This window comes from Streptomyces sp. R44 (assembly GCF_041053105.1).
Classification (GTDB): Bacteria; Actinomycetota; Actinomycetes; order Streptomycetales; family Streptomycetaceae; genus Streptomyces.
Window position 1 is genome coordinate 709,922 of sequence record NZ_CP163444.1, and the last position, 21,114, is coordinate 731,035.

General features: G+C 72.7%; 22 protein-coding genes. 17 read left to right on the forward strand and 5 right to left on the reverse strand.

Features of this window, described 5'->3' with window-relative positions; translation table 11 throughout:
• Positions 1-10 precede the first annotated feature (10 nt).
• The 7 genes from ectB (at position 11) to ehuA (ending at position 5,805) form a co-directional block, all read left to right on the forward strand.
• On the forward strand, positions 11-1,282 hold the full coding sequence (ectB, locus tag AB5J54_RS03470; protein ID WP_369142377.1) for a diaminobutyrate--2-oxoglutarate transaminase: 1,272 nt from the start codon (positions 11-13) through the stop codon (positions 1,280-1,282).
• Between the two features lie 36 nt (positions 1,283-1,318).
• Positions 1,319-1,735 (forward strand): ectoine synthase, encoded by a 417-nt coding sequence (locus AB5J54_RS03475; RefSeq protein ID WP_369142378.1) that lies wholly within the window; start codon positions 1,319-1,321, stop codon positions 1,733-1,735.
• Positions 1,736-1,831: 96 nt separating this feature from the next.
• The gene (gene thpD, locus AB5J54_RS03480) at positions 1,832-2,728 is read left to right on the forward strand and encodes an ectoine hydroxylase (protein WP_369142379.1); all 897 of its coding nucleotides are present in this window, start codon (positions 1,832-1,834) and stop codon (positions 2,726-2,728) included.
• On the forward strand, positions 2,725-3,642 hold the full coding sequence (gene ehuB / locus AB5J54_RS03485) for an ectoine/hydroxyectoine ABC transporter substrate-binding protein EhuB (RefSeq protein ID WP_369142380.1): 918 nt from the start codon (positions 2,725-2,727) through the stop codon (positions 3,640-3,642). The genes thpD and ehuB overlap by 4 nt, the downstream gene beginning before the upstream one ends.
• Before the next feature lie 87 nt (positions 3,643-3,729).
• On the forward strand, positions 3,730-4,392 hold the full coding sequence (gene ehuC, locus AB5J54_RS03490; protein WP_369149201.1) for an ectoine/hydroxyectoine ABC transporter permease subunit EhuC: 663 nt from the start codon (positions 3,730-3,732) through the stop codon (positions 4,390-4,392).
• Positions 4,392-5,027: an ectoine/hydroxyectoine ABC transporter permease subunit EhuD gene (gene ehuD / locus AB5J54_RS03495; protein ID WP_369142381.1), complete on the forward strand. Its 636-nt coding sequence runs from the start codon at positions 4,392-4,394 to the stop codon at positions 5,025-5,027. Before ehuC ends, ehuD begins: the two co-directional genes overlap by 1 nt.
• Complete coding sequence (ehuA, locus tag AB5J54_RS03500; protein WP_369142382.1) at positions 5,017-5,805, forward strand: ectoine/hydroxyectoine ABC transporter ATP-binding protein EhuA; 789 nt, start codon at positions 5,017-5,019, stop codon at positions 5,803-5,805. Before ehuD ends, ehuA begins: the two co-directional genes overlap by 11 nt.
• Positions 5,806-5,904: 99 nt before the next feature.
• Here ehuA and AB5J54_RS03505 read toward each other — a convergent pair whose 3' ends face one another.
• Entirely contained in the window at positions 5,905-6,771 is an 867-nt protein-coding gene (locus AB5J54_RS03505) for a SigB/SigF/SigG family RNA polymerase sigma factor (protein ID WP_369142383.1), read from the reverse strand.
• Positions 6,772-6,951: 180 nt separating this feature from the next.
• On the opposite strand from AB5J54_RS03505, the gene AB5J54_RS03510 reads away from it, so the two are divergent.
• Positions 6,952-7,380: an ATP-binding protein gene (locus AB5J54_RS03510; RefSeq protein WP_369142384.1), complete on the forward strand. Its 429-nt coding sequence runs from the start codon at positions 6,952-6,954 to the stop codon at positions 7,378-7,380.
• A gap of 22 nt (positions 7,381-7,402) precedes the next feature.
• Here AB5J54_RS03510 and AB5J54_RS03515 read toward each other — a convergent pair whose 3' ends face one another.
• Both AB5J54_RS03515 and AB5J54_RS03520 read right to left on the reverse strand, forming a co-directional pair.
• Entirely contained in the window at positions 7,403-8,878 is a 1,476-nt protein-coding gene (locus tag AB5J54_RS03515) for a SulP family inorganic anion transporter (protein ID WP_369142385.1), read from the reverse strand.
• Positions 8,879-9,109: 231 nt separating this feature from the next.
• Positions 9,110-9,673, reverse strand: a complete 564-nt coding sequence (locus AB5J54_RS03520) for an HPP family protein (RefSeq protein ID WP_369142386.1) — start codon at positions 9,671-9,673, stop codon at positions 9,110-9,112.
• 172 nt (positions 9,674-9,845) lie between these two features.
• Here AB5J54_RS03520 and AB5J54_RS03525 point away from each other — a divergent pair, with 172 nt between their 5' ends.
• From AB5J54_RS03525 to AB5J54_RS03535, 3 genes are all read left to right on the forward strand, one after another.
• A complete protein-coding gene (locus AB5J54_RS03525) occupies positions 9,846-10,640 on the forward strand; it encodes an N-formylglutamate amidohydrolase (protein ID WP_369142387.1) in 795 nt (264 codons plus the stop codon).
• A 46-nt stretch (positions 10,641-10,686) separates the two neighbouring features.
• Positions 10,687-10,935 (forward strand): DUF6296 family protein, encoded by a 249-nt coding sequence (locus tag AB5J54_RS03530; protein WP_369142388.1) that lies wholly within the window; start codon positions 10,687-10,689, stop codon positions 10,933-10,935.
• A gap of 232 nt (positions 10,936-11,167) precedes the next feature.
• The gene (locus AB5J54_RS03535) at positions 11,168-11,884 is read left to right on the forward strand and encodes a flavodoxin family protein (protein WP_369142389.1); all 717 of its coding nucleotides are present in this window, start codon (positions 11,168-11,170) and stop codon (positions 11,882-11,884) included.
• A 58-nt stretch (positions 11,885-11,942) separates the two neighbouring features.
• Here the strand turns inward: AB5J54_RS03535 and AB5J54_RS03540 are convergent, their stop codons facing one another.
• Positions 11,943-13,199, reverse strand: coding sequence for an MFS transporter (locus AB5J54_RS03540; protein ID WP_369142390.1), 1,257 nt, complete (start codon positions 13,197-13,199; stop codon positions 11,943-11,945).
• A 139-nt stretch (positions 13,200-13,338) separates the two neighbouring features.
• Here AB5J54_RS03540 and AB5J54_RS03545 point away from each other — a divergent pair, with 139 nt between their 5' ends.
• Together AB5J54_RS03545 and AB5J54_RS03550 are read left to right on the forward strand one after the other, a co-directional pair.
• Complete coding sequence (locus tag AB5J54_RS03545; RefSeq protein WP_369149202.1) at positions 13,339-14,220, forward strand: winged helix-turn-helix transcriptional regulator; 882 nt, start codon at positions 13,339-13,341, stop codon at positions 14,218-14,220.
• A gap of 52 nt (positions 14,221-14,272) precedes the next feature.
• Positions 14,273-14,650 (forward strand): nuclear transport factor 2 family protein, encoded by a 378-nt coding sequence (locus AB5J54_RS03550; RefSeq protein ID WP_369142391.1) that lies wholly within the window; start codon positions 14,273-14,275, stop codon positions 14,648-14,650.
• Positions 14,651-14,757: 107 nt separating this feature from the next.
• Here AB5J54_RS03550 and AB5J54_RS03555 read toward each other — a convergent pair whose 3' ends face one another.
• Positions 14,758-15,570: a hypothetical protein gene (locus tag AB5J54_RS03555; RefSeq protein WP_369142392.1), complete on the reverse strand. Its 813-nt coding sequence runs from the start codon at positions 15,568-15,570 to the stop codon at positions 14,758-14,760.
• 183 nt (positions 15,571-15,753) lie between these two features.
• On the opposite strand from AB5J54_RS03555, the gene AB5J54_RS03560 reads away from it, so the two are divergent.
• From AB5J54_RS03560 to AB5J54_RS03575, 4 genes are all read left to right on the forward strand, one after another.
• Complete coding sequence (locus AB5J54_RS03560) at positions 15,754-18,462, forward strand: ATP/GTP-binding protein (protein ID WP_369142393.1); 2,709 nt, start codon at positions 15,754-15,756, stop codon at positions 18,460-18,462.
• A 220-nt stretch (positions 18,463-18,682) separates the two neighbouring features.
• Positions 18,683-19,291, forward strand: coding sequence for a hypothetical protein (locus tag AB5J54_RS03565; protein WP_369142394.1), 609 nt, complete (start codon positions 18,683-18,685; stop codon positions 19,289-19,291).
• An 88-nt stretch (positions 19,292-19,379) separates the two neighbouring features.
• Entirely contained in the window at positions 19,380-19,520 is a 141-nt protein-coding gene (locus tag AB5J54_RS03570; protein ID WP_369142395.1) for a hypothetical protein, read from the forward strand.
• Positions 19,521-19,578: 58 nt separating this feature from the next.
• Positions 19,579-20,799 carry a metallophosphoesterase gene (locus tag AB5J54_RS03575; RefSeq protein WP_369142396.1) on the forward strand — a complete coding sequence of 407 codons (1,221 nt, stop codon included), beginning with the start codon at positions 19,579-19,581 and terminating at the stop codon, positions 20,797-20,799.
• Positions 20,800-21,114 lie beyond the last annotated feature (315 nt).

Below are 21,114 nucleotides of genomic sequence, written 5' to 3' on the forward strand. Positions count from 1 at the left end.
AAGAGACCTCGTGACCCTGACCGACATCGCCGCCCCCTCCGTCTTCGAGACCGTCGAATCCGAGGTCCGCAGCTACTGCCGTGCCTGGCCCGTCGTCTTCGAGCGCGCCAGCGGGAGCCGGCTGTACGACGAGGACGGGCGTCCGTACCTGGACTTCTTCGCCGGGGCGGGCTCGCTCAACTACGGCCACAACAACCCGGTGCTCAAGCGCGCCCTCCTCGACTACCTCGCCGACGACGGCATCACCCACGGCCTCGACATGTCGACGACCGCCAAACGCGCCTTCCTGGAGACCTTCCGCTCGACGGTCCTCGAACCCCGCGCCCTGCCCTACAAGGTGATGTTCCCCGGCCCCACCGGCACCAACGCCGTGGAGGCCGCCCTCAAACTCGCCCGCAAGGTCACCGGACGCCAGACCGTCGTCTCCTTCACCAACGCCTTCCACGGCATGTCGCTCGGCTCGCTGGCCGTCACCGGCAACGCCGCCAAGCGCGCCGGAGCGGGCGTCCCGCTCCACCACGCCGCCCGGATGCCCTTCGACGACTACCTCGACGGGCAGGTCACCGACTTCCTCTGGTTCGAACGGCTCCTGGACGACGCGGGATCCGGCCTCGACCACCCGGCGGCCGTGATCGTCGAGACCGTCCAGGGCGAGGGCGGCATCAACGTCGCGCGGGCCGAATGGCTGCGCGCGCTGGCGGAACTCTGCCGCCGGCACGAGATGCTCCTCATCGTCGACGACATCCAGATGGGCTGCGGGCGCACCGGCGACTTCTTCTCCTTCGAGGAGGCCGGCATCACGCCCGACATCGTCACCCTGTCCAAGTCCATCAGCGGCTACGGCCTGCCCATGTCCCTCTGCCTCTTCCGGCCGGAGCTCGACCTGTGGGAGCCCGGCGAGCACAACGGCACCTTCCGCGGCAACAACCCCGCCTTCGTCACCGCCACCGCAGCCCTCGACGCGTATTGGCGCGACGGCACCCTGCGCGAACGCACCCTGAACCGGGCCGACCGGATCGAGCGCGCCCTCCTCGACCTGTGCGGCGACGACGCCCGCTCCGGCCTGGCCGTGCGCGGACGCGGCCTCGTGTGGGGCCTGGAGTTCGCCGACGGGGAGCGTGCCGCGGCCGTGTGCCGGCGGGCCTTCGAGATCGGTCTGCTCCTGGAGACCTCGGGGCCGCGCGGCGAGGTGGTCAAGCTGCTGCCGCCGCTGACCGCGACGGACGACGAACTCGACGAGGGACTCGGCATGCTGGCCCGCTCCGTACGCCACTCCGCCTGAGACCGCACCGACAGAACCACCCGAAAGGCCATCGCCATGATCGTCCGTACCTTCGACGAGCTGGAGAACACCGAGCGGCATGTGAGGGCCGCGTCCGGGACCTGGGAGAGCAAGCGCATCGTCCTCGCCCGCGAGCGGGTCGGCTTCTCCCTCCACGAGACGGTGCTGTACGCCGGCACCGAGACCTCCATGTGGTACGCCCACCACGTCGAGGCCGTCGTCTGCACCGCCGGCGAGGCCGAGCTCACCGACCACGAGACCGGGCGCACGTACACGATCCTGCCCGGAACGATGTACCTGCTCGACGGGCACGAGCGCCACACCCTCAAGGTCAAGCGGGACTTCCGCTGCCTGTGCGTCTTCAACCCGCCCGTCACCGGGCGCGAGGACCACGACGAGAACGGCGTCTACCCCCTCCTCTCCGAGCCCGAATCCGAACCCGGCCAGGCCTGAGACCCGCCCGGGACCACCACGAGCCCCACCCGGCCGGGCCCGAGAGCGGCCCGCGCACCGACGACATCCGTACGCGAAAGGAAGGCATCCCGCCCCATGGCCTCCGCACCCACCCGTCCCGTCGACCTCTACCCCACCCGCGGCTCCCGGGAGGAGCTCATCGGCCGCAAGGACCCCGTCGTGTGGTCCGAGCCCGGCACGCCCGGCCCCTTCTGGGCCAGGGAACTGGAGGAGTACGACCGCGACGGCTTCGTCACGGTGGACGAGCTCGTCACCCCGGACGAGGTCGACGGGCTCCGCGCCGAGCTGGACCGGCTCGTCGCCGACCCCGCCGTACGGGCGGACGAGCGGGCCGTCGTCGAGCCCCGCTCCCAGGAGATCCGCTCCGTCTTCGAGGTGCACCGGATCAGCGAGGTCTTCCGCCGGCTGGCCGAGGACCCGAGGATCGTCGGGCGGGCCCGGCAGATCCTCGGCTCCGACGTCTACGTCCATCAGTCCCGGGTCAACGTCAAGCCCGGCTTCGGCGCCAGCGGCTTCTACTGGCACTCCGACTTCGAGACCTGGCACGCCGAGGACGGTCTGCCCCAGATGCGGACCGTGTCGGTGTCGATCGCGCTCACCCCGAACCACACCACCAACGGCAGCCTGATGATCATGCCGGGCTCGCACCGCACCTTCCTGGGCTGCGCGGGCGAGACGCCCAAGGACAACTACAAGCAGTCGCTGCGGATGCAGGACGCCGGGACCCCGTCCCACGAGGCGCTCACCACCTTCGCCGACGCCTGCGGCATCCGGCACTTCACCGGCCCGGCGGGATCGGCCACCTGGTTCGACTGCAACGCCCTGCACGGCTCCGGCGACAACATCACCCCGTACCCGCGGAGCAACGTGTTCCTCGTCTTCAACAGCGTCGAGAACGCCCCCGAGGCACCCTTCGCCGCCCCGGTGCGCCGCCCCTCCTTCATCGCCGCCCGCCCGGAGGACCTGGCATGACCGGCTCCGCGCCGCTCGACCGCCGCCGCTTCCTCGCCAGAGCCTCGCTCCTCGGCGGTCTCGCCCTGGCGGCCGGGCCGCTCACCGCGTGCACCCGCACCCAGGCCGGGACGGGAGCGCCGGCGGACGACGGGAAACTCCTCGCGAACCTGCGGGAGCAGGGCTTCGTGCGGGTCGGCTTCGCCGGTGAGGCGCCGTACGGCTTCCAGGACGGCGGCGAGCCGGCCGGCGAGGCCCCGACCCTCCACCGCGAGATATTCACCGCGCTCGGCGTGCGCGAACTGCGCCCGACGCTCACGGAGTTCGGCGCACTGATCCCCGGACTGCTCGCCGGCCGCTTCGACGTGGTGAGCGCCGGCATGTCGATCACGCCCGAGCGCTGCGCCAAGGTGATCTTCTCCGAGCCGGAGTTCGTCTCCCCCACCGCCCTCATGGTCCGCAAGGGCAACCCGAAGGGGGTGAGCGACCTGAAGTCCTGCGCGGCGAAGGGCGCCACCGTCGGGGTGCTGACCGCGGCCGTGGAGGCGTCCTACGCCAAGGCGGCGGGCGTACCGGACGGATCGGTGAAGACGCTCGCCAAGCAGCAGGACGGGCTCGACGCCCTCCTGGCCGGCCGGATCGACGCCTTCGCGCTGACCGCGATCTCGCTGCGCTGGCTCGCCCGGACGAACGCGGGCGCGCCGGTGGAGGTGGGCGAGGCGTTCGTGCCGGTGGTCGGCGGCGTACAACAGCTCGGCGCGGGCGGAGCGGTGTTCCGGCCCGGGGCGAGCGGACTCAGGGACGCCTTCGACCGGGAGCTCCTGAAGATCACCGGCTCCCCGGAGCGGTTCGTCGGGCTCCTCGGGAAGTACGGCTTCACCGCGCGCGAGGTGCCGCCCCGGTCGCTGCGGACGGCCGACCTGTGTGCCGGGTGAGGGGCGCGTGGCGTGACTGACGTCCTGTCCGTCGGGGCCGGCGCGCAGCCCGCCGGGCCCGGCTCCCTGCCCGTCGCCGCCGGCTTCCTGCCCGAGTTGCGGCGCGCGCTGCCCCGGCTCGCCGAGGGTCTCCTCGTCACGGTCGAGGCCACGGTGCTCGGCGCCGCGCTCGCCCTGCTCCTCGCGTACGTCCTCGGGCTGCTGTCCCGGTCGGCGCGGCTGCCGGTGCGCGGCGCGGCGCGCCTCGTCGTGGAGTTCTTCCGGGGGACCTCGCTGTACGTGCAGCTGTTCTGGCTGTTCTTCGCACTGCCGATGGTCGGCTTCCGGCTCGAACCGCTCGCCTGCGCGGTGCTCGCGCTCGGCCTCAACTACGGGGCGTACGGCGCCGAGGTGGTGCGGGGCGCGGTGGCGGCGGTCCCCCGCGCCCAGACCGAGGCGGGGATCGCGCTCGGCATGGGGGCCGGGCTGCGCATGCGGCGGGTCGTCCTGCCGCAGGCGCACGCCCTGATGGTCGCGCCGTTCAAGAACCTGCTCGTCCAGCTCCTGAAGGCGACACCGCTGCTCTCCCTGGTCACGGTCTCCGATCTCACCTTCCAGATCGACCAGTTGCGCTCGGCGACGGGCGCGACGGCCGCCTCGTACCTGCTGCTCCTCGGGCTCTACTTCGGCATGGCCGTCGTGCTGAGCCTCCTCATGAACGCCCTGGAGCGGGCGGCGAAGGCCCGGCTCGGGCAGGAAGGCGGTGTCTGATGTGGGACGGGGAGGCGGCCCGGGCCGCGCTGCCCGCCGTACTGGAGGGGTTCGGCGTCACGGTCCTGGCGACCGTGCCGGCGTTCGCCGTCGCGATGGTCCTCGGGCTCGTCCTCGCCCTCGCCCAGCGGGCGGGCCCCCGGTGGCTGGCGCTTCCGGTGCGCGGGGCGGCCGCGTTCGTCCGCTCGACACCGCTCCTGGTGCAGCTGTTCGCGGCCTGGGTGCTGCTGCCCGCGCTCGACGCGCCGGTGCTCGGCGTCCTGGTGCTGGGCACGCACTACGCCACGTACCTGTCGGAGGTGTACCGGACGGGCATCGACGCCGTTCCGCGCGGGCAGTGGGAGGCCTGCACGGCGCTGTCGCTGCCGCGCCGGAGGGTGTGGCGGGCGGTGGTGCTGCCGCAGGCCGTACGGAACGTGCTGCCGCCGCTCGGCAACTACGCGGTGTCCATGTTCAAGGAGACGCCGCTGCTCTCGGTGATCACCGTGCACGAGATGGTCCACGAGGCGAACACCTTCGGCAGTACGCACTTCGCCTATCTGGAGAGCTTCACCCTGGCCGCCGCGGTGTTCCTGCTCGCGAGCTGGCCCACGTCCGTGCTGGTACGACGACTGGAGACACGCCTTGCGCACTGAGGAACGGGACCGTCCCGCGGTCCGCTTCGACCGGGTCACCAAACGGTACGGGGACCACACCGTGCTCGACGGCCTCGACCTGGAGGTCGGGCACGGGGAACGCGTGACGCTGATCGGCCCGAGCGGCTCCGGGAAGACCACGATCCTCCGGCTGCTCATGACACTGGAGCGGGTCACCGACGGCGTCATCCACGTGGACGGGGAGCCGTTCTCGCACATGCCGGGAGGGGCGGGCGGGAAGCTGGTGCCGGCGAGCGAGCGCCATCTGGCGGTGCGCCGACGGCGGATCGGCATGGTGTTCCAGCAGTTCAACCTCTTCCCGCACATGAGCGTCCTGGAGAACATCGTCGAGGCGCCCGTCCACGTGCTCGGCGAGAGCCGGGAGGAGGCGGACCGCCGGGCGCGGGACCTGCTCGACCTGGTCGGGCTCGGCGACCGGGCCGACGCGCGGCCGACCCGGCTCTCCGGCGGCCAGCAGCAGCGCGTGGCCATCGCCCGCGCCCTCGCGATGCGGCCGGGGATCCTGCTCCTCGACGAGGTGACGTCCGCGCTCGATCCGGAGCTGGTGGCGGAGGTGCTCGACGTGCTGCGGGACATCGCCCGCTCCACCGACATCACCCTGCTGTGCGTGACGCACGAGATGGGCTTCGCGCGGGACGTCTCCGACCGGATCCTGATGTTCGACCGGGGCCGGATCGTGGAGTCGGGCCCGGCGGACGAGCTCCTGGAGTCGCCCGCGCACGAACGCACGCGCGCGTTCCTCGGCTCGGTCCGGTGATACGAGGGTACGTACGGCGGTGATACGAGGGTGCGTACTGCGGGGGTACGAAGGTACGTACTGCGGGGTACGCCCGGGAGGTCCCGGGCGTACCCCCTTTCAGGCTCCAGCCTCGACCATGCCGTCCCGCAGCCTGTTCAGGCTCCGGGCCAGGAGCCGCGAGACGTGCATCTGGGATACGCCGAGGCGCTCGCCGATCTGCGTCTGGGTCAGCTCCTCGACGAACCGCAGGTGCAGCAGCACCCGGTCCCGCTCGCCGAGGGCCGCCACGAGCGGGGCGAGGGTGTGGAAGTCCTCGAAGAGCGCGAGCGCCGTGTCCTCCTCGCCGATGAGGTCGGCCAGGGCCGCGTCGTCCGTGTCGTCGTCGCCCCCGCCGATCGCGGCGTCCAGGGACGTGGAGTGGTAGCCGTTCGCGGCCAGCTGGGCCTCGACCACCTGCTCCTCGGACAGGTCCATGACGGGCGCCAGTTCCGCGACCCGGGGCGCGCGGCCGAGCCGTGAGCTCAGTTCGTCGGTCGCCTTCGCCAGCTCGACCCGCGCCTCCTGGAGCCGGCGGGGGACGTGCACCGCCCAGGAGGTGTCGCGGAAGAACCGCTTGATCTCGCCCACGATGTACGGCACGGCGAAGGTCGTGAACTCCACCTCGCGGGCCAGGTCGAAGCGGTCGATCGCCTTGATCAGGCCGATCATGCCGACCTGGACGATGTCCTCCATCTCCTCGGCCCGCCCGCGGAACCGGCCCGCCGCGTACCGCACGAGCGTCATGTTCATCTCGATCAGGGTGTTCCGGACGTACTGGTGCTCCGGCGTCCCCTCCTCCCGCGCCGCGAGTTCGCGGAGGAACACTCTCGACAGGGCGCGCGCGTCCCGGGGCGCGACCTCGTGGGGGGCCGTTATGTCGGGCAGCCCCTCCCCCGTACCGCTCGTCACGCACGTCTCCGTCGCCTTCGGCACCTCGGTCCGCACGGGGACGACCTCCTCCTGCTCTCTGTCCGTTCGGCGGTCCCGGTCCGCTTACCCGCTCCGTACGGACGCATTCCTCTCCGTGACGCCCCTTCTTCGGCCCGGGCGGGAGGCATCACTCGGGCGTGACCGGGCAGGCGTAACCCGTCACCCCTCGACGTATCGGGAAGAAAGGGACCCGCGATGAACAGCCGGAGCGAAACCAGGTCCCGCATGGACGCCGCGGGTCCCCGGGCCGCCGCCGGGGGGGCCGGCACCTCACCGCTCGTCACCCCGGCGCAGGCCAGGCAGCTGGTGCGCCACACGCTCATGGCCCTGGGTCCCCTGCGGGCCTCCCAGGTCGACGACCTGCTGCTCGTCACCTCGGAACTGGTCACGAACGCCCATCGTCACGGCGGCGGGGTCACCTCGTTCGGGATCGCCGTCGGCAGTGACCGGGTCACGGTCTCCGTGGCCGACGCCAGCGAGGAGCCGCCGCGCCACGAGCTCCGCGAGAACCTGCGGCCAGGCGGCTTCGGCTGGCCGATCGTGCTGCGCCTGTGCCGCGAGGTGACGGTGGACACCCGGCCGGACGGCAAGACGGTCCACGCGGCGGTGATGGTCGACCGCTGAGCCGTACCCCGGTGGTCCGCCCTCAGACGTGCCGCTCCGGCGGCCCGTGGAGGTGTACGGAGGCGGGGCCGCCGCTCGTGCGGTGCCGCTCGGCCCAGGAGTCGAGCGCGGCCCGGCAGGCGTGGTCCAGGTGGTGCAGCCCGGAGAGGTCCAGGACGACCGGGCGGTCGCGCGGCAGGGCTTCCAGGGTGTCCAGGATCTTCGGCAGCCGCAGGAAGGTCACGGTGCCGGACAGCCCGACGCGCACGGGCCCTTCGCCCTCGTCGCTGTGGTCGACGCGGAGGTGGGAGGCGTCCCAGGCCGCTTTGGCGACGGAGACGACGAGTCCGACGAGGACGCCTTCGAGCATGTTCAGGGTGACGATCGCCAGGGCCGTCACCACCAGGACGAGCGCCTCGCCGCGGTGGCCGCGCCAGAGCGTGACGAGGCCCCGGAAGGGGATCAGTTTCCAGCCCGCGTGGACGAGGATGCCGGCGAGGGCCGCGAGCGGCACGTACTCCAGGGTGCCGGGCAGCAGGGCGGCGAAGAGCAGCAGCCACAGCCCGTGGAGGACGCGCGAGGCCTTGGTCCTGGCGCCCGCCTGGACGTTGGCCGAGCTGCGGACGATCACGGCGGTCATCGGCAGCGCCCCGAGCAGTCCACAGAGCGTGTTGCCGCATCCCTGGGCGAGGAGTTCCTTGTCGTAGTCGGTGGGCGGTCCGTCGTGCAGCCGGTCCACGGCCGCCGCGCTGAAGAGGGACTCGGCGGAGGCGATCAGCGCGAAGGCGAGGACGGTGCCGAGCAGGGCGACGTCCGTCAGGGCGGCGAGCCCGTCCGCTCCGGGCAGTCCCACGGCGTCCAGGACCCCGCTGACCCTTACCGTCGCGACCGGCAGGTCGAGCAGGGCGGTCGCGAGCGCCGCGAGGAGGACGGCGACGAGCGCGCCGGGGACGGCCCGGGCCCGGCGGGGCAGATGCCGCCAGCCGACGATCACGAGGACCGTGGCGGCGGCGACGGCGAGCGGGACGAGGGTGGCACCGGTCGTCACCGCGCGCCCCAGGGCGGCCGGCAGTCCGGCGAGCCGGGCCGGGCCGGAGGCGGGGGCGCTGAGGCCGGCCGCGGCGTAGAGCTGGCCGGCGACGATGACGAGGCCGATCCCGGCGAGCATGCCCTCGACGACGGAGAGGGAGATGGCCCGGAACCAGCGGCCCCAGCGCAGCAGGCCCATGGCGACCTGGAGCAGCCCCGCGAGGAGGACGACGACGCCCAGCGCGGCCGGGCCGAGCGTCCGGACGGCGTCGAGGACGAGGACGGTGAGGCCGGCGGCGGGGCCGGAGACCTGGAGGCTGCTGCCCCGCATGAGGCCGGTGACGGCGCCGCCGACGATGCCGGTGACGAGACCGAGCTCGGCGGGGACGCCGGAGGCGACCGCCACGCCGATGCAGAGGGGGAGCGCGACGAGGAAGACGACGAGGGAGGCGGCGAAGTCCTGCCGGAGGTACGGAAAGGAGGAGGCCATACACAGGGTGATACGCGCTCGTCGGGGCCCGCTCGGGACGGACCGGAGCCGACCGGCGCTTTCCGTCCGGAACCGGCCGGAAGGTGACGCGATCACCCCGGGGGAAGGCGCCCGGAGGTGCGGACCCCCGGGGCGCACCGGGCCGCAGGCGCCCGCACACGCGATCAGGCGGAGGGCGTACGGTCGCCCTGCCGGGGCGCAGGGGCTCGGAGCCTCACGGGGCGGGGGTGCTCACCACCAGTACGCGGGGTACTTCGGTGCCGCGCGGCGGATGCGGGAGGCGGCGTACGCGGTCAGGACGAGCAGCACCGTGGACCCGAACAGCAGGGGGACGAAGCGGGCGGGCGCGGGGGCCTGGAGCACGATGACGACGGCGGTCGCGCAGGCCGGGGAGTGCGGGGTGCGGGCCAGGGTGTTCAGGGCGAGGGCGATTCCGGCGGCGACGGCGGCGGCCCAGGCGCTGCCGTGCGGGGCGAAGGCCGCCACGGCGTATCCGGCGGCGGCGCCGATGAGGTGGCCGACGACGACGCTCCGGGGCTGGGCCAGGGGCAGCGCGGGGGCGCAGTGCACGAGCGCGGCGCTGGCGGCCAGCGGGGGTATCAGCACCGGCTCGTGGATGAGGGCGCCGAGCGCGACGAGCCCGAGGAGGGCGGCGGTCGCGGCGCTGACGTTGTGGACGGCGGCGCCGGGCGCGGGCCGGGCCGGGGCGCGGCCGGCGATCCACGGCAGGCGCGCCTCCCGGCGGGCGTGGGTGTCGGGGTCGGTGTCGGGACGCAGGGCGGTGTCGGTGCTCATGGGATGCGCGGGTTTCCGGGGCAGGGACGGGCAGGTCTGGTGGTCGTACGGGTCCCTGTGGTCGACAGTCGGCCCGGTCTCACGCCTGCTCCTGGTGCGGCGGCGCGACCTCGCACCACTGTAACCAGCGGTTTCGCCACGGCGCGGGTGGGGTCGGGGGCAAGATCGCTGCATGACCGAGACCGCGCCCTCCTTCCGCCTCCTCCCCGGAGCCCCGGACTCCCCCGTCCTCCTGCACGTGCCGCACTCCTCGCGCGAGGTTCCCCCGGACGTGCGGGAGGGGATCCTGCTCGGCGACGCGGAGCTGGCCCGGGAGCTGGACCACATCACGGACTCCCACACGGCGGAGATCGCCGCCGTGGCCGCGGCGGCGGCCGGCGTGGCGCCCTGGCGGTTCGTGAACGGGCTCTCGCGGCTCGTCGTCGACCCGGAGCGCTTCCCGGACGAGCGCGAGGAGATGCTGTCCGTCGGGATGGGCGCGGTGTACACCCGCACCACCCACCGCGCCGCGCTGCGGGCGGACGCTTTCGATCCGGCGCCGCTGCTCGACCGGTACTTCGCCCCGTACGCCCGGGCGATGACGGAGGCCGTGGCCGGGCGGCTGGCCGTGGCGGGACGGGTGGTGATCGTCGACGTCCACTCGTACCCGACGGAGCGGCTGCCGTACGAACTGCACGGCGAGGGGCCGCGTCCGCCGGTCTGCCTCGGCACGGACGCCTTCCACACCCCGCCCGCGCTGCTCGACGCGGCGCGGGAGGCGTTCGGCGGGTTCGGCGGCGTCGGCACGGACAGCCCGTTCGCGGGGACGTACGTGCCGCTGGCGCACTACGGCCGGGATCCGCGGGTGAGCGCCCTGATGGTGGAGATCCGCCGCGATCTGTACATGAGCGAGCCGGGCGGTGCGGCGGGCCCGGGCGCCGAGGCGCTGGGCCGTGCCCTGGCGGCGCTGGTCGACGCGGTGGCCTGAGTCCGTCCAGGGGGTGGCCGCGCCCGATCGGCGTAAAATCGGGGAGATGAACCCACTCCGCTACGAGCTGGTGTTCTCCGACAGCACAGGCTCAGCCCGGGACGTCGTGATCGTGGAGCGCACGGACCTCAAGGGGGCCGGGGGCCACCCCGTCTACAGCGACGCCACCGGCATCATCAAAGCCGAGATCAGCGACCGGGACGAGGTGCGCATCCTCGCGTCGGGCGGCCATCAGGAACCCTCCCAGAGCGTCCGGGCCCGCCCGCTTCCGGACCCCGCCGGCTCCTCGGCCTGAGGCCGCGCTCCGGGCCCCTCGTGCGATCGGTCGCTCGCCTGTCATAGGTGCGGGGCCATGCGGGTGATCGGGGGGCCGACTCCGTGACCGTTGGCGCGGCATTCGATCATTCCGCCCCACGAGGCGGGACAGTGGACGGGATGTGCGGCCGGACCGGCCCGGGGCCCTCTCGACGTCGGCAGCCGGGTGCCGCGCCGCCCGACCACCCACTCGTCCGCAAGGGGACGCATCGATGACCGACACCGGCACGTCCTACCGCGATCTCCGCGCCCTGGTGATCAACTGCACTCTCAAGCGGTCGCCGGAGCGCAGCCACACCCAGGGCTTGATCGACATCAGCACCGGGATCATGGAGCGCCAGGGCGTGCAGGTCGAGGTGCTCAGGGCGGTGGACATCGACATCGCGACCGGTGTGTGGCCGGACATGACCGAGCACGGCTGGGAGACCGATGAGTGGCCCGTCATCTACTCGAAGGTGATGGCCGCGGACATCCTCACGCTGGCCGGACCCGTATGGCTGGGAGACAACTCCTCGGTCATGAAGAAGGTCATCGAGCGGCTGTACGCCTGCTCGTCGATCCTCAACGAGCGCGGCCAGTACGCCTACTACGGCCGGGTCGGCGGCTGCCTGATCACCGGCAACGAGGACGGCGCCAAGCACTGCGCGATGAACGTCCTCTACAGCCTCCAGCACCTCGGATACGTCCTTCCGCCGCAGGCGGACGCGGGCTGGGTCGGCCCGGCCGGCCCGGGACCGTCCTACCTCGACCCCGGCTCCGGCGGTCCGGAGAACGACTTCACCAACCGCAACACGACCTTCATGACCTGGAACCAGCTCCACCTGGCGAAGATGCTCAAGGACGCCGGCGGCATCCCCGCCCACGGAAACCAGCGCTCCGAGTGGGACGCCGGCTGCCGCTTCGACTTCGAGAATCCCGAACACCGCTGAGTGCGGGCCGGAACGGTCGCGGGTCCGGTGGCAGTCGCGGTGCCATGGCGCCCGGGCGTCAGATGAGGTCGCGGTGGCGGCCCACCTGGGTGGAGAAGAGGTAGAGCGGGGGCAGGAAGGCGGCGGCGCAGACGGCCCAGAGAGCGGTGTGGGCGCCGGCGACGGTGGCGAGGAGGCCGGCGGTGAGCGCACCGAGCGGCAGCGCGCCCCAGGAGACGAAGCGGACCGTGGCCATCACGCGGGACAGCAGCTCCGGGGGCGACTGGGTCTGCCGGTAGGTGCGGGTGGTGATCGAGCCGATGACGGTGCCGAAGGCGAAGCCGGCGTTGCCCAGGGCGAACCAGTAGGCGTCCCCCGCCGACGTGGTCAGCGGGGCGAGCAGGAGCAGCGCGCCGCCGGTCAGGTCGGCCGCGATGACGCCCCACGCGGTGCCGAGGCGGGTGGTCACCCGGACCGCGACGGCGGCGCCGGCGAGGGCGCCGACCCCGTCCATGGCGAGGACGAGGCCGAGCTGTACGGAGTCGAGGCCGGCCTCGCGGACCAGGTAGAGGGGGGTGAGGGCGACGAGGGCCGCGTTGAGGAAGTTGGCGGCGGTCGCCCAGATCATGCAGGGCCGCATGACCGGGTGTCTGGTGACGTACCGCCAGCCCTCGCGCATCAGCCGGAGCACGCCCTCACCGGTGCGGGGCGCGGGGCGGCTCTCGGGGAGGGTGCGCAGGAGCACGGCGGAGGCCAGGTAGCTGGCGGCGTCCACGACGAGCGCGCCGACCGGGCCCGTCGCGCCGATCAGGACGCCGCCGAGGGAGGGGCCGCCGGTGTCGGTGACGGCGTGCGTGCCCGACATGACGCTGTTGCGGGCGGCCAGCTGTCGGGCCGGGACGACGGCGGGCAGGAAGGTCGAGTTGCCGATGTCGAACAGCACCGTCGCCGCGCCGGTGACGAGCGCCGCGCACAGCAGGTGCGGATACGTGAGAGTACCGGTCCACCAGGCGAGCGGCAGCGATCCGAGCGCCGCGAACCGCACGAGGTCGAGCGCGACCTGGAGCCGGCGCAGCGGTACGCGCTGTGCCACGACGCCCGCCGGGAGGCTGAGCAGCAGCCAGGAGACCTGTCCGGCGGCGGCGAGCAGGGCGACCTCGAAGGCGGTGGCGTCGAGGACGGTGAGGGCGACCAGGGGCAGGGCGAGGGCGGTGACGGCGCTGCCCGCGCCGCTGACGGCGGAGGCGGCCCAGAAGCGCCAGAAGACGCCCGGCGGCGAGGTCTCCTGCTCGTCCTCGCGTCGGTCGTGCTCCGGGATCGCTCGTGTCCCGCTCATACGGCGCCCACCCCCTGGGTCTCGTTAGTCTCTTTTCGGAACTCACTCGCTCCGAGTGAGTTTTTATCGGGAACCGACCTCATGACGCAAGATGGTCCCGAGGAGCGGCCGCCGTGCGCGGAGGAGGGGAGACGTGGTGATGAGGTCGGTGCCCGAGCGGGACGCGGCGTGCGCGATCGCGCATGCGGCGACGGTGGTCGGCGACTGGTGGAGCCTGCTCCTGATCCGGGAGACCGCGCGCGGGCACCACCGGTTCGACGCCCTCCAGGAGGAGCTGGGCATCTCCCGGAAGGTACTCACCGAGCGCCTGGCGCACCTGGTGGAGACGGGGGTCCTGGAGAAGGTCCCGTACCAGGACAGGCCGGTGCGGCACGAGTATCGCCTGACGGAGAGCGGCCGGGGGCTGCTGCCGGTGCTGCTGTCGATGCAGGACTGGGCGGACCGCTGGGTCTTCGGCGACGGCTCGCTCAGCGGCACCGCCGACGAGGCGAGCGCGGAGGCGCGGCGCGTCGCGGGCCTGGCGGGCGAGCGGCTGCCGCACCTGGAGCTGCCGGGCCACCGGGACGGCGCGCCGGTGGACCCGGTGACCGGCGGCACGGCCACCGTCCTGTTCTGCTATCCGGCGACCGGAAGCCCCGGTCCCCTGCCGGACGGCTGGTCGGGCATCCCCGGCACCGTCGGCTGCACGCTGGAGAACCGGCTCTTCCGGGACGCGTACGAGGACTTCCGCGCGGCGGGCGCGGAGGTGCACGGCGTCAGCACCCAACGCCCCGACGAGCAGCGGGTGTTCGCGGTCGAGGAGGGCCTTCCCTTCACTCTCCTCTCGGACGTCGACCTGCGCCTCGCCGCCGCCCTGCGACTGCCCACCTTCCGCGCCGGGCAGCTGCTGCGGCTGAAGCGGGCCGTGCTCGTGGTGGACCGCGACCGCGTGGTGCGGCACGCACGCTTCCCGGTGACGGACATCCCGGCGGCGGTCGACGAAGCGCTGACGGAGGCGCGGCGCCTGGCGGCGGAGGACTGACGACATCCGCTCGCGGGACGAGCGCACGCGCAACGGCTGGTATTACTGGGGCATGCAGGAAGAGACGGCACGCTCCGCGATCGACACGTTCATCTCCGCGTTCAACGCCTCGGACGACAGCTATGTGACTGCCCTGCTCTCCCAGGCCCTGACCTCGGACGTGGTCTTCTGGGGGCCGTTGGGTCGCAGCGAAGGAATCGCGGCGGTCGAGCGGTTCGTTCTGGACATCCGGCGCCACCCGGCGGGGAGCGGCACGATGGTGCGCTGCTCAGCGGTGGACATGCCGGACGAGTGGGCCCGGTACCAGTGGGCCTTCACCACGCCGGACGGAGGCCCCCGCCTGACGGGGACGGACGTCGTCCATCTGCGGCGGAGCCTCATCGACCAGGTCATCGTCTTTGCGGGGGAGATCGAGCCGTCCGCCTCCTGAGTTCTCCTTCTGTCACCCTTCTCGCCGCGGACAAGGGCGCGTTTCTTGCGTGGGGCGGCAAGTCCAGTCGGGGCGACGGGCGTTGACGCTGCTCCAGCACCTCGACATCAGACATGTGCCGCCTGGGCCAGGGCGGTGAGAACGCGACTGGTCTTGCTGTCAGGGTGTCCGGCCGGCGTCACCCCCCGGTCCAGCACCGCCTCCTCAAGCTTGCGCAGCTTGCGCTCGGCCCGTTCCCTGAACTCCTCGGCGTCTTCCCCGTGTTCGGGCTTGACCCGGGTCGACACCTCCAGGAACTCCATGCCGGCGGCCGACCACACCTCCAGGCCGACCTCCAGATCGTCCAGCGGGACGTCGTCGATCTTCATCGAGACGATCGGGCCCAGCGCGACGAGCCCGCCGATGTGGACGGTGGGCGCGCAGGCGTGCAGGAACTGGTCCTGCAGGGCGTCGATCGGCACGGCGGGGTCGCCGCCGCCTTCCACCGCGGCCGCGAGCGTCCCGGACGGGTGAACGTGCGTCAGAGAGGCTGCCAGCACACGGGTGTTCCTCGACCAGTCCTCCTCGATCTTGTACGTGACAGGCTCCACCTCGAACGCGTCGGAGAACCGGCCGACCAGCTTCTCCCGGCTGGTGGGGCGCAACTTGACGACCAGGTCGTCCCGTCCCCCGCCTGCCCTGAAGCGCACGATCACGCCGCCCTCCAGAAGCCGCACCCGCCCCTCGGCCACGCCGTCGCGGTCCTCGGCGAACCAGATCCGACGCCTCATCAGTGCGCCGTGGGAACCGTCGAGAGTCGTCAGCGCGCCCGGCACGTCACCCTCGACGTTGACCTTGATCTCGACCGGCAGCAGGTCCATGCCCTTACTCCTGCACATGTCTGAGAATCTGGCGAATTCATTCCATTCCAGGATATCCATCCCTCCTTCGGGTCGCAGGACGGACCGCCGACGGGGGCCGGCCGCTCGTCTTCCGACGGGTGTTGGCCGTCACCGTTCCCGGCTGAGACAATGTCCGCCGGTCGGGTGGGCTGCCGGAAGAAGGCCCTCGGCCGGCGCCGGCGCACAGGTCGCGCCCGGCAGTGATCACCTTTGGGGGCGGGTGTGACGCGGGATCTGCGGATGCTGTTCGGGTCGAACGACCAGGAGTTGAGTACCGACGAGGCGTTCACCGACCGCCAGGCGCAGTGGGCTCACGTCACCGCCGCGCTCACCGAGCATCTGCGGCAGGTGAGTGCGCCAGGGTTCGATGTCGAGGATCTGGAGGCGCCGCGTCGCAACGTGCTGCATTTCCACGGCGTCGGCGGGATCGGGAAGTCCACGCTGTCGCGGAAGATCGAGGCCGCGCTCGCGGGTTCCGGCCGGCCCGCGCACTGGCCGGAGGCCGGCCCGCCCGGCGTCCGGGTCGTGCCCGTTCGCATCGACCTGGCCCGCTCGGCCGGCATGGACTTCGAGCAGATCGTCCTCACCCTGCGCCTGGCCCTCACCCGGATCGGGCGGCCTCTGCCCGCCTTCGACGTCGCCCTGCGTCGCTACTGGGAGACCGTCCACCCGGGCGAGCCCCTCGAGGAGTACCTGAAGCGTGGCGGCCTGGCCCGCACCTTCGGGCAGGCACTGCCGCAGCAGATGAAGTCCGCGCTCGCCGACGTCGCCCAGGCGCTGCTGCTGCCCGGCACGATCGGCACGGTCGTCGGCGAAGTCGTCGGCTCACTCGTGACCGCACTGCGCGAGCGGCGCCAGACCGTGCGCGCGCTGTCCGGTTGCCGCAGGCTCGCCGACCTGCTGGAGGCCGAACCCGACCTCGACGCGCTCTCCTACTACCCGCACCTGCTCGCCTGGGAGATCGCCCGGCTGCCGGGCGAACGCGTCGTACCGGTGGTCCTGTTCGACACGTTCGAGGACACCGGCGACCGCACCCGCCGCGAGATGGAGCGGCTTCTGCAGCGCGTCGTGTGGCTGATGCCCAACGCCCTGTTCGTCCTCACCGGTCGCTCCCGTCTCGAATGGGCCGAGGACGCGCTCGCCGGCCAGCTCGACCACACCGGTCCGGCCGCCTGGCCGGACCTCGCCGATCCCGCCACCGTGGTGCCCGCCCCGCGCATCGCCGGCTCGCCCCGGGTGCCCGAGCGCCAAGTGCTCATCGGCGACTTCAGTCCCGAGGACTGCGACGGCTACCTCGCCCGCCGCCTCACCCGTAACAGCCGGCCTCTCATCGACGCCGCCCTGCGCCAGGTGATCAGCGACCGCTCGCACGGACTGCCCCTCTACCTCGACCTCGCGGTGATGCGCGTCCTGCAGCTGCACCGCACGGGACGGACGCCCACCCCCGCGGACTTCGACGCCGACTTCCCCGCGCTGATCTCCCGCACCCTGCAGGACCTCACCCCGGACGAGAGGCACGTCCTGCGCTCGGCCACCCTCTTCGACTCCTTCGACATCCCGCTCGCGACCAAGGCCTCCGGCCTCGCCCACGAGGCCGCCGCCCTGCGCCTGACCGAACGCCCCTTCATCCGCCACCACCCCTTCGGCCTGTGGCCCTATCACCTCCACGCGCTGATCCGTTCCACCCTGCGCACCGCCGACGACCCCACCGACGACCGGTGGAGCCCCACCGACTGGCAGCACGCCGCCGAGCGCGCGTTCGCCGCGCTCGGCGACCAGTGGCACACCGACACGCGCGACCGGCTGCTGCTGGTGGGATGCCTGCGCCAAGGCCTCGCGCTCGCCCGCGACTTCCGCCTCTCCCCCGGCTGGCTCACCGACGCCGCCTTCGCCTACGTCGGCGACTCCGTATGGGAGCCCATCACCCTGTCCGCTCCGATCACCACCGGCCCCGAAGGCCCCGAGCGCTCCGAGGGCATGGGCGCGGCCACGCCGGCGGACCTGGTGGTCGACTTGCTCTCCACGCTCGCCCGCCGCCAGCGCGAACACCGCGGGCACACCGTCGACAAGCTCACCCGCCTCATCGACTCGGGCCTGCTGGGCGACGACCTGACCGTGATGGCCGTGTACTACCGGGCGAAAGCCCGGCGAGACATCGGTCACCCGGAGGCCTCGCGCCGCGACTACCAGCACGTCGCCGACCACGGCGGCCGCCTGGCTGCCGCCGCCCGCCGCGGCCTCGCGAAGGCCGCCCACCTGGCCGGCGACTTTCCCACCGCCCACACCGCGGCCCAGCAGCTCGGATGGGAGGGCCGCCACCAGCGCGTCCTCGGCGGCCTGTACTGGCTCCAGGGCGAGCCGGAACGTGCCGCCGCCGCCTACCTCGCCGGACGCACCGAGGCCGAAGAGCACGCCGTCCGCGGCGAAGCAGCCCACAACCAGGCCAAACGCGCCCTGGCCATCGCCTTCACCGACCCCCACCTGGCCGACGACGAACTCGACCTGGCATACCACCTCCTGACCGGACTCGACCTCCGCGCCACCACCATCAACACCGAGATCGCCGCACTGGTCCGTGACGCCGGCCACGACACCGTCGACGACCGCGTCCGCACGCTGCGCGCGGAACTCGACATCGCGGGCCTGATCTCGAAACTGCCCACCCTGGAGATCGCCGCCGCTTTCCACCAGGCCGTCCTCGACGACGACCAGGCCCTCAGCGGCACCCTCGGGCGGCTCCGCGAACAGACCCGCGGCGGCATGCACACGTACGCCATCGACATCGTCCACTTCATGGCCGGCCTCCCCCTCCCCGACGGCCACGCCCCGGCTCGCTGGCTCGACGACGAACAGACCACCCGCAGCCGATGGCGAGGACTCGTCATCAGGCGGCAGAACCTCCTACGGACGCGCCGGTCCACATCGGGGTGAGGACGTCGACCACTGCGGTCGGCGAACTCGCGCGGTCCTGCGCCCCCACCACTCCCTGCCGACCGGACGCCGGTGGGGCCGGGTTCCCAGGCCATGCTCAAGATGATCACCGGTCAGGGCCGAAAATCGCTCGCTCCCCGAGGCGCACCTGCCCTCCCCCACCGTCCCCGTCGACAACAACGGCTCCGTCGCGGCCGCCGCTCGAACTAGTCTTCGCACCATGGCTTTGCGACCTGACGAGTTCTACGACCACGCCCTCGCGGCCTCGGACGCCGAGCGCCGGCTTCCGCTGGCGCGGATGACCGGCTGGGACATCAGCCCGTTCGAGGAGGAAAGGCTGCGTGTCTCGCCCTTGCGGCCTCCCGTCCTGCCCGAGCCGGCACGGCACGGTGAGGATCCGACCGATTGCGATTCCTGCCGCGAACGCGGTGAGGGCATCTGGTTCAACGACAACTGGCGGCTGACACGGATCACGGGCGTCGGGGTGCCGCTGGTGCTGATGCTGCATCCGCTCGACCACCATGACATGGCCGATCTGCCCGACGAGCTGGCGGCCGAGCTGGGCGTACTGACCACGCACATCGTCCGTCACGTGCAGGCTCTGGAGCACATCTCGCGCGCTCACGTCTACCGGATCGGGGACGGCGGGGCGCACCTGCACATCTGGTTCTTCGCCCGGCCCGCGGGCCAAGCGCAGCTGTACGGTTCGTGGCTGCCGGTGTGGGACGACCTGTTGCCGGAGTACCCGGCGGATGTCGCGGAGGCGGACGCGGCGGTCGTCGCGGACGCGCTGGTCGCCTCCGCGGGAGGGCGCCGTCGGGCCGACTGAGAGGCGGCCGGCGGCTGATCACCGAGGCGCGCGAGGGGGAACGCACAGGGTGGGCACGCCGGGCCGTGACCGGGAAACGGCTCCACTGGTGGGACGCCGGCAGGCTCTTCAGGTCGTGTCGGCGGCCGTCGGCGCGGCCGTGGCGGGAGCGGGCACGCGGGTCCTGACCCGGGACGCCCGGCTCGTCGCAGCCGCGATCGAGGACGTCACGAGACGAGCGGGCCGCTGACGGCGCCCGGGTCCGCTGCTCGTACGATCCGTCCGCGGACAGAACCTCTGGAGGACGTATGGCTGACACCAGCAACACCCGATCTGCCGCCGGGGAGGCGCCTGGGGCGTCACGGAGCGGGTTGCAGCGCCTGATGCGGTACATCCCCTTGATCGCGCCCCTGCTTCTGTGGTCCGTGCCCTGCTGGGTCCTCCTGTACGCGGGACAGCACTGGCCCCTGCCCGTGGCGGTGAGCGGCACCGTACTGTTCGCCCTCGGCCTGGTCGGGATGCCGCTCGCGATGGTGCGCGGCCACGGGCGGCGTCAGCAGGACCGGGCCGCGATCGTGGGCGACGCGTTGCTGGGCGGGTCTTGGGTGCTGTTCACCTGGTCGGTGCTGTTCGGCGTACTGCTGCGGCTCGCGCTGACCGTGGCCGGTGTCGGTGACGGACAGGACCGCGCGCGGATCGTCACCTGGGCGGTCCTCGGCCTGACCGCCGTACTGCTCGGATGGGGGTACTTCGAGGCCCGGCGCGTGCCGCGCGTGCGCCGGCTCGATGTGCGGCTCCCGCGTCTGGGGGCGGGGCTGGACGGCACCCGGGTCGTCCTGATCACCGACACCCACTACGGCCCGCTCGACCGCGCCCGCTGGTCGGCCCGGGTCTGCGAGACGGTGAACGCCCTGGAGGCGGACCTGGTGTGCCACACGGGCGACATCGCGGACGGCACCGCCGAACGCCGCCGTGCCCAGGCCGCTCCTCTGGGCACCGTGCGGGCGACGCGGGCCCGGGTCTACGTCACCGGCAACCACGAGTACTACAGCGAGGCCCAGGGCTGGGTCGACCTGATGGACGAGCTGGGCTGGGAGCCGCTGCGCAACCGCCACCTGCTGCTCGAACGCGGCGGTGACACCCTCGTGGTCGCGGGCGTGGACGATGTCACGGCCGAGTCCTCCGGACTCGCGGGACACCGCGCCCACCTCGCCGGAGCCCTCCAGGGCGCGGATCCCGACCTGCCCGTCCTCCTCCTCGCGCACCAGCCCAAGTTCATCGACCGGGCGGCGGCCCACGGCATCGACCTCCAGCTCTCCGGCCACACCCACGGCGGCCAGATCTGGCCCTTCCACCACCTGGTGCGCCTCGACCAGCCCGCGGTCGCCGGCCTCAGCCACCACGGCGCCCGCACCCAGCTCTACACCAGCCGCGGCACCGGCTTCTGGGGCCCGCCCTTCCGCGTCTTCGCCCCCAGCGAGATCACACTGCTCGTGCTCCGCTCCCCGCAGCAGTCCACCTCGCCCTGACGAGCTCGTGGGTGGTCGGCGGTACGGCGCCGGGTCGTGATCCCTGGTCATGTTCGTGTGGTGGGGGCCAGTCGGGCCTGGTCAACCGCCTGGCAGCTCCGTGCGCCGTCCGCAGGTCGGGCAGGGGGTGTCGAAGCCCGAGTCGTAGACGGACTCGCAGACCGGGCAGACCTCCAGCGGGATGTCGTTGCAGCCGCACCGGCCATCGGTGCATGAGGACGGCCCGGGACACACGTACGGCTCGCGCTCGGGTACCGGGCGCGGCCGGCGCGCCCGCATGGGCAGCGTTTCCAGGTACGCGATGCAGTCCGGACG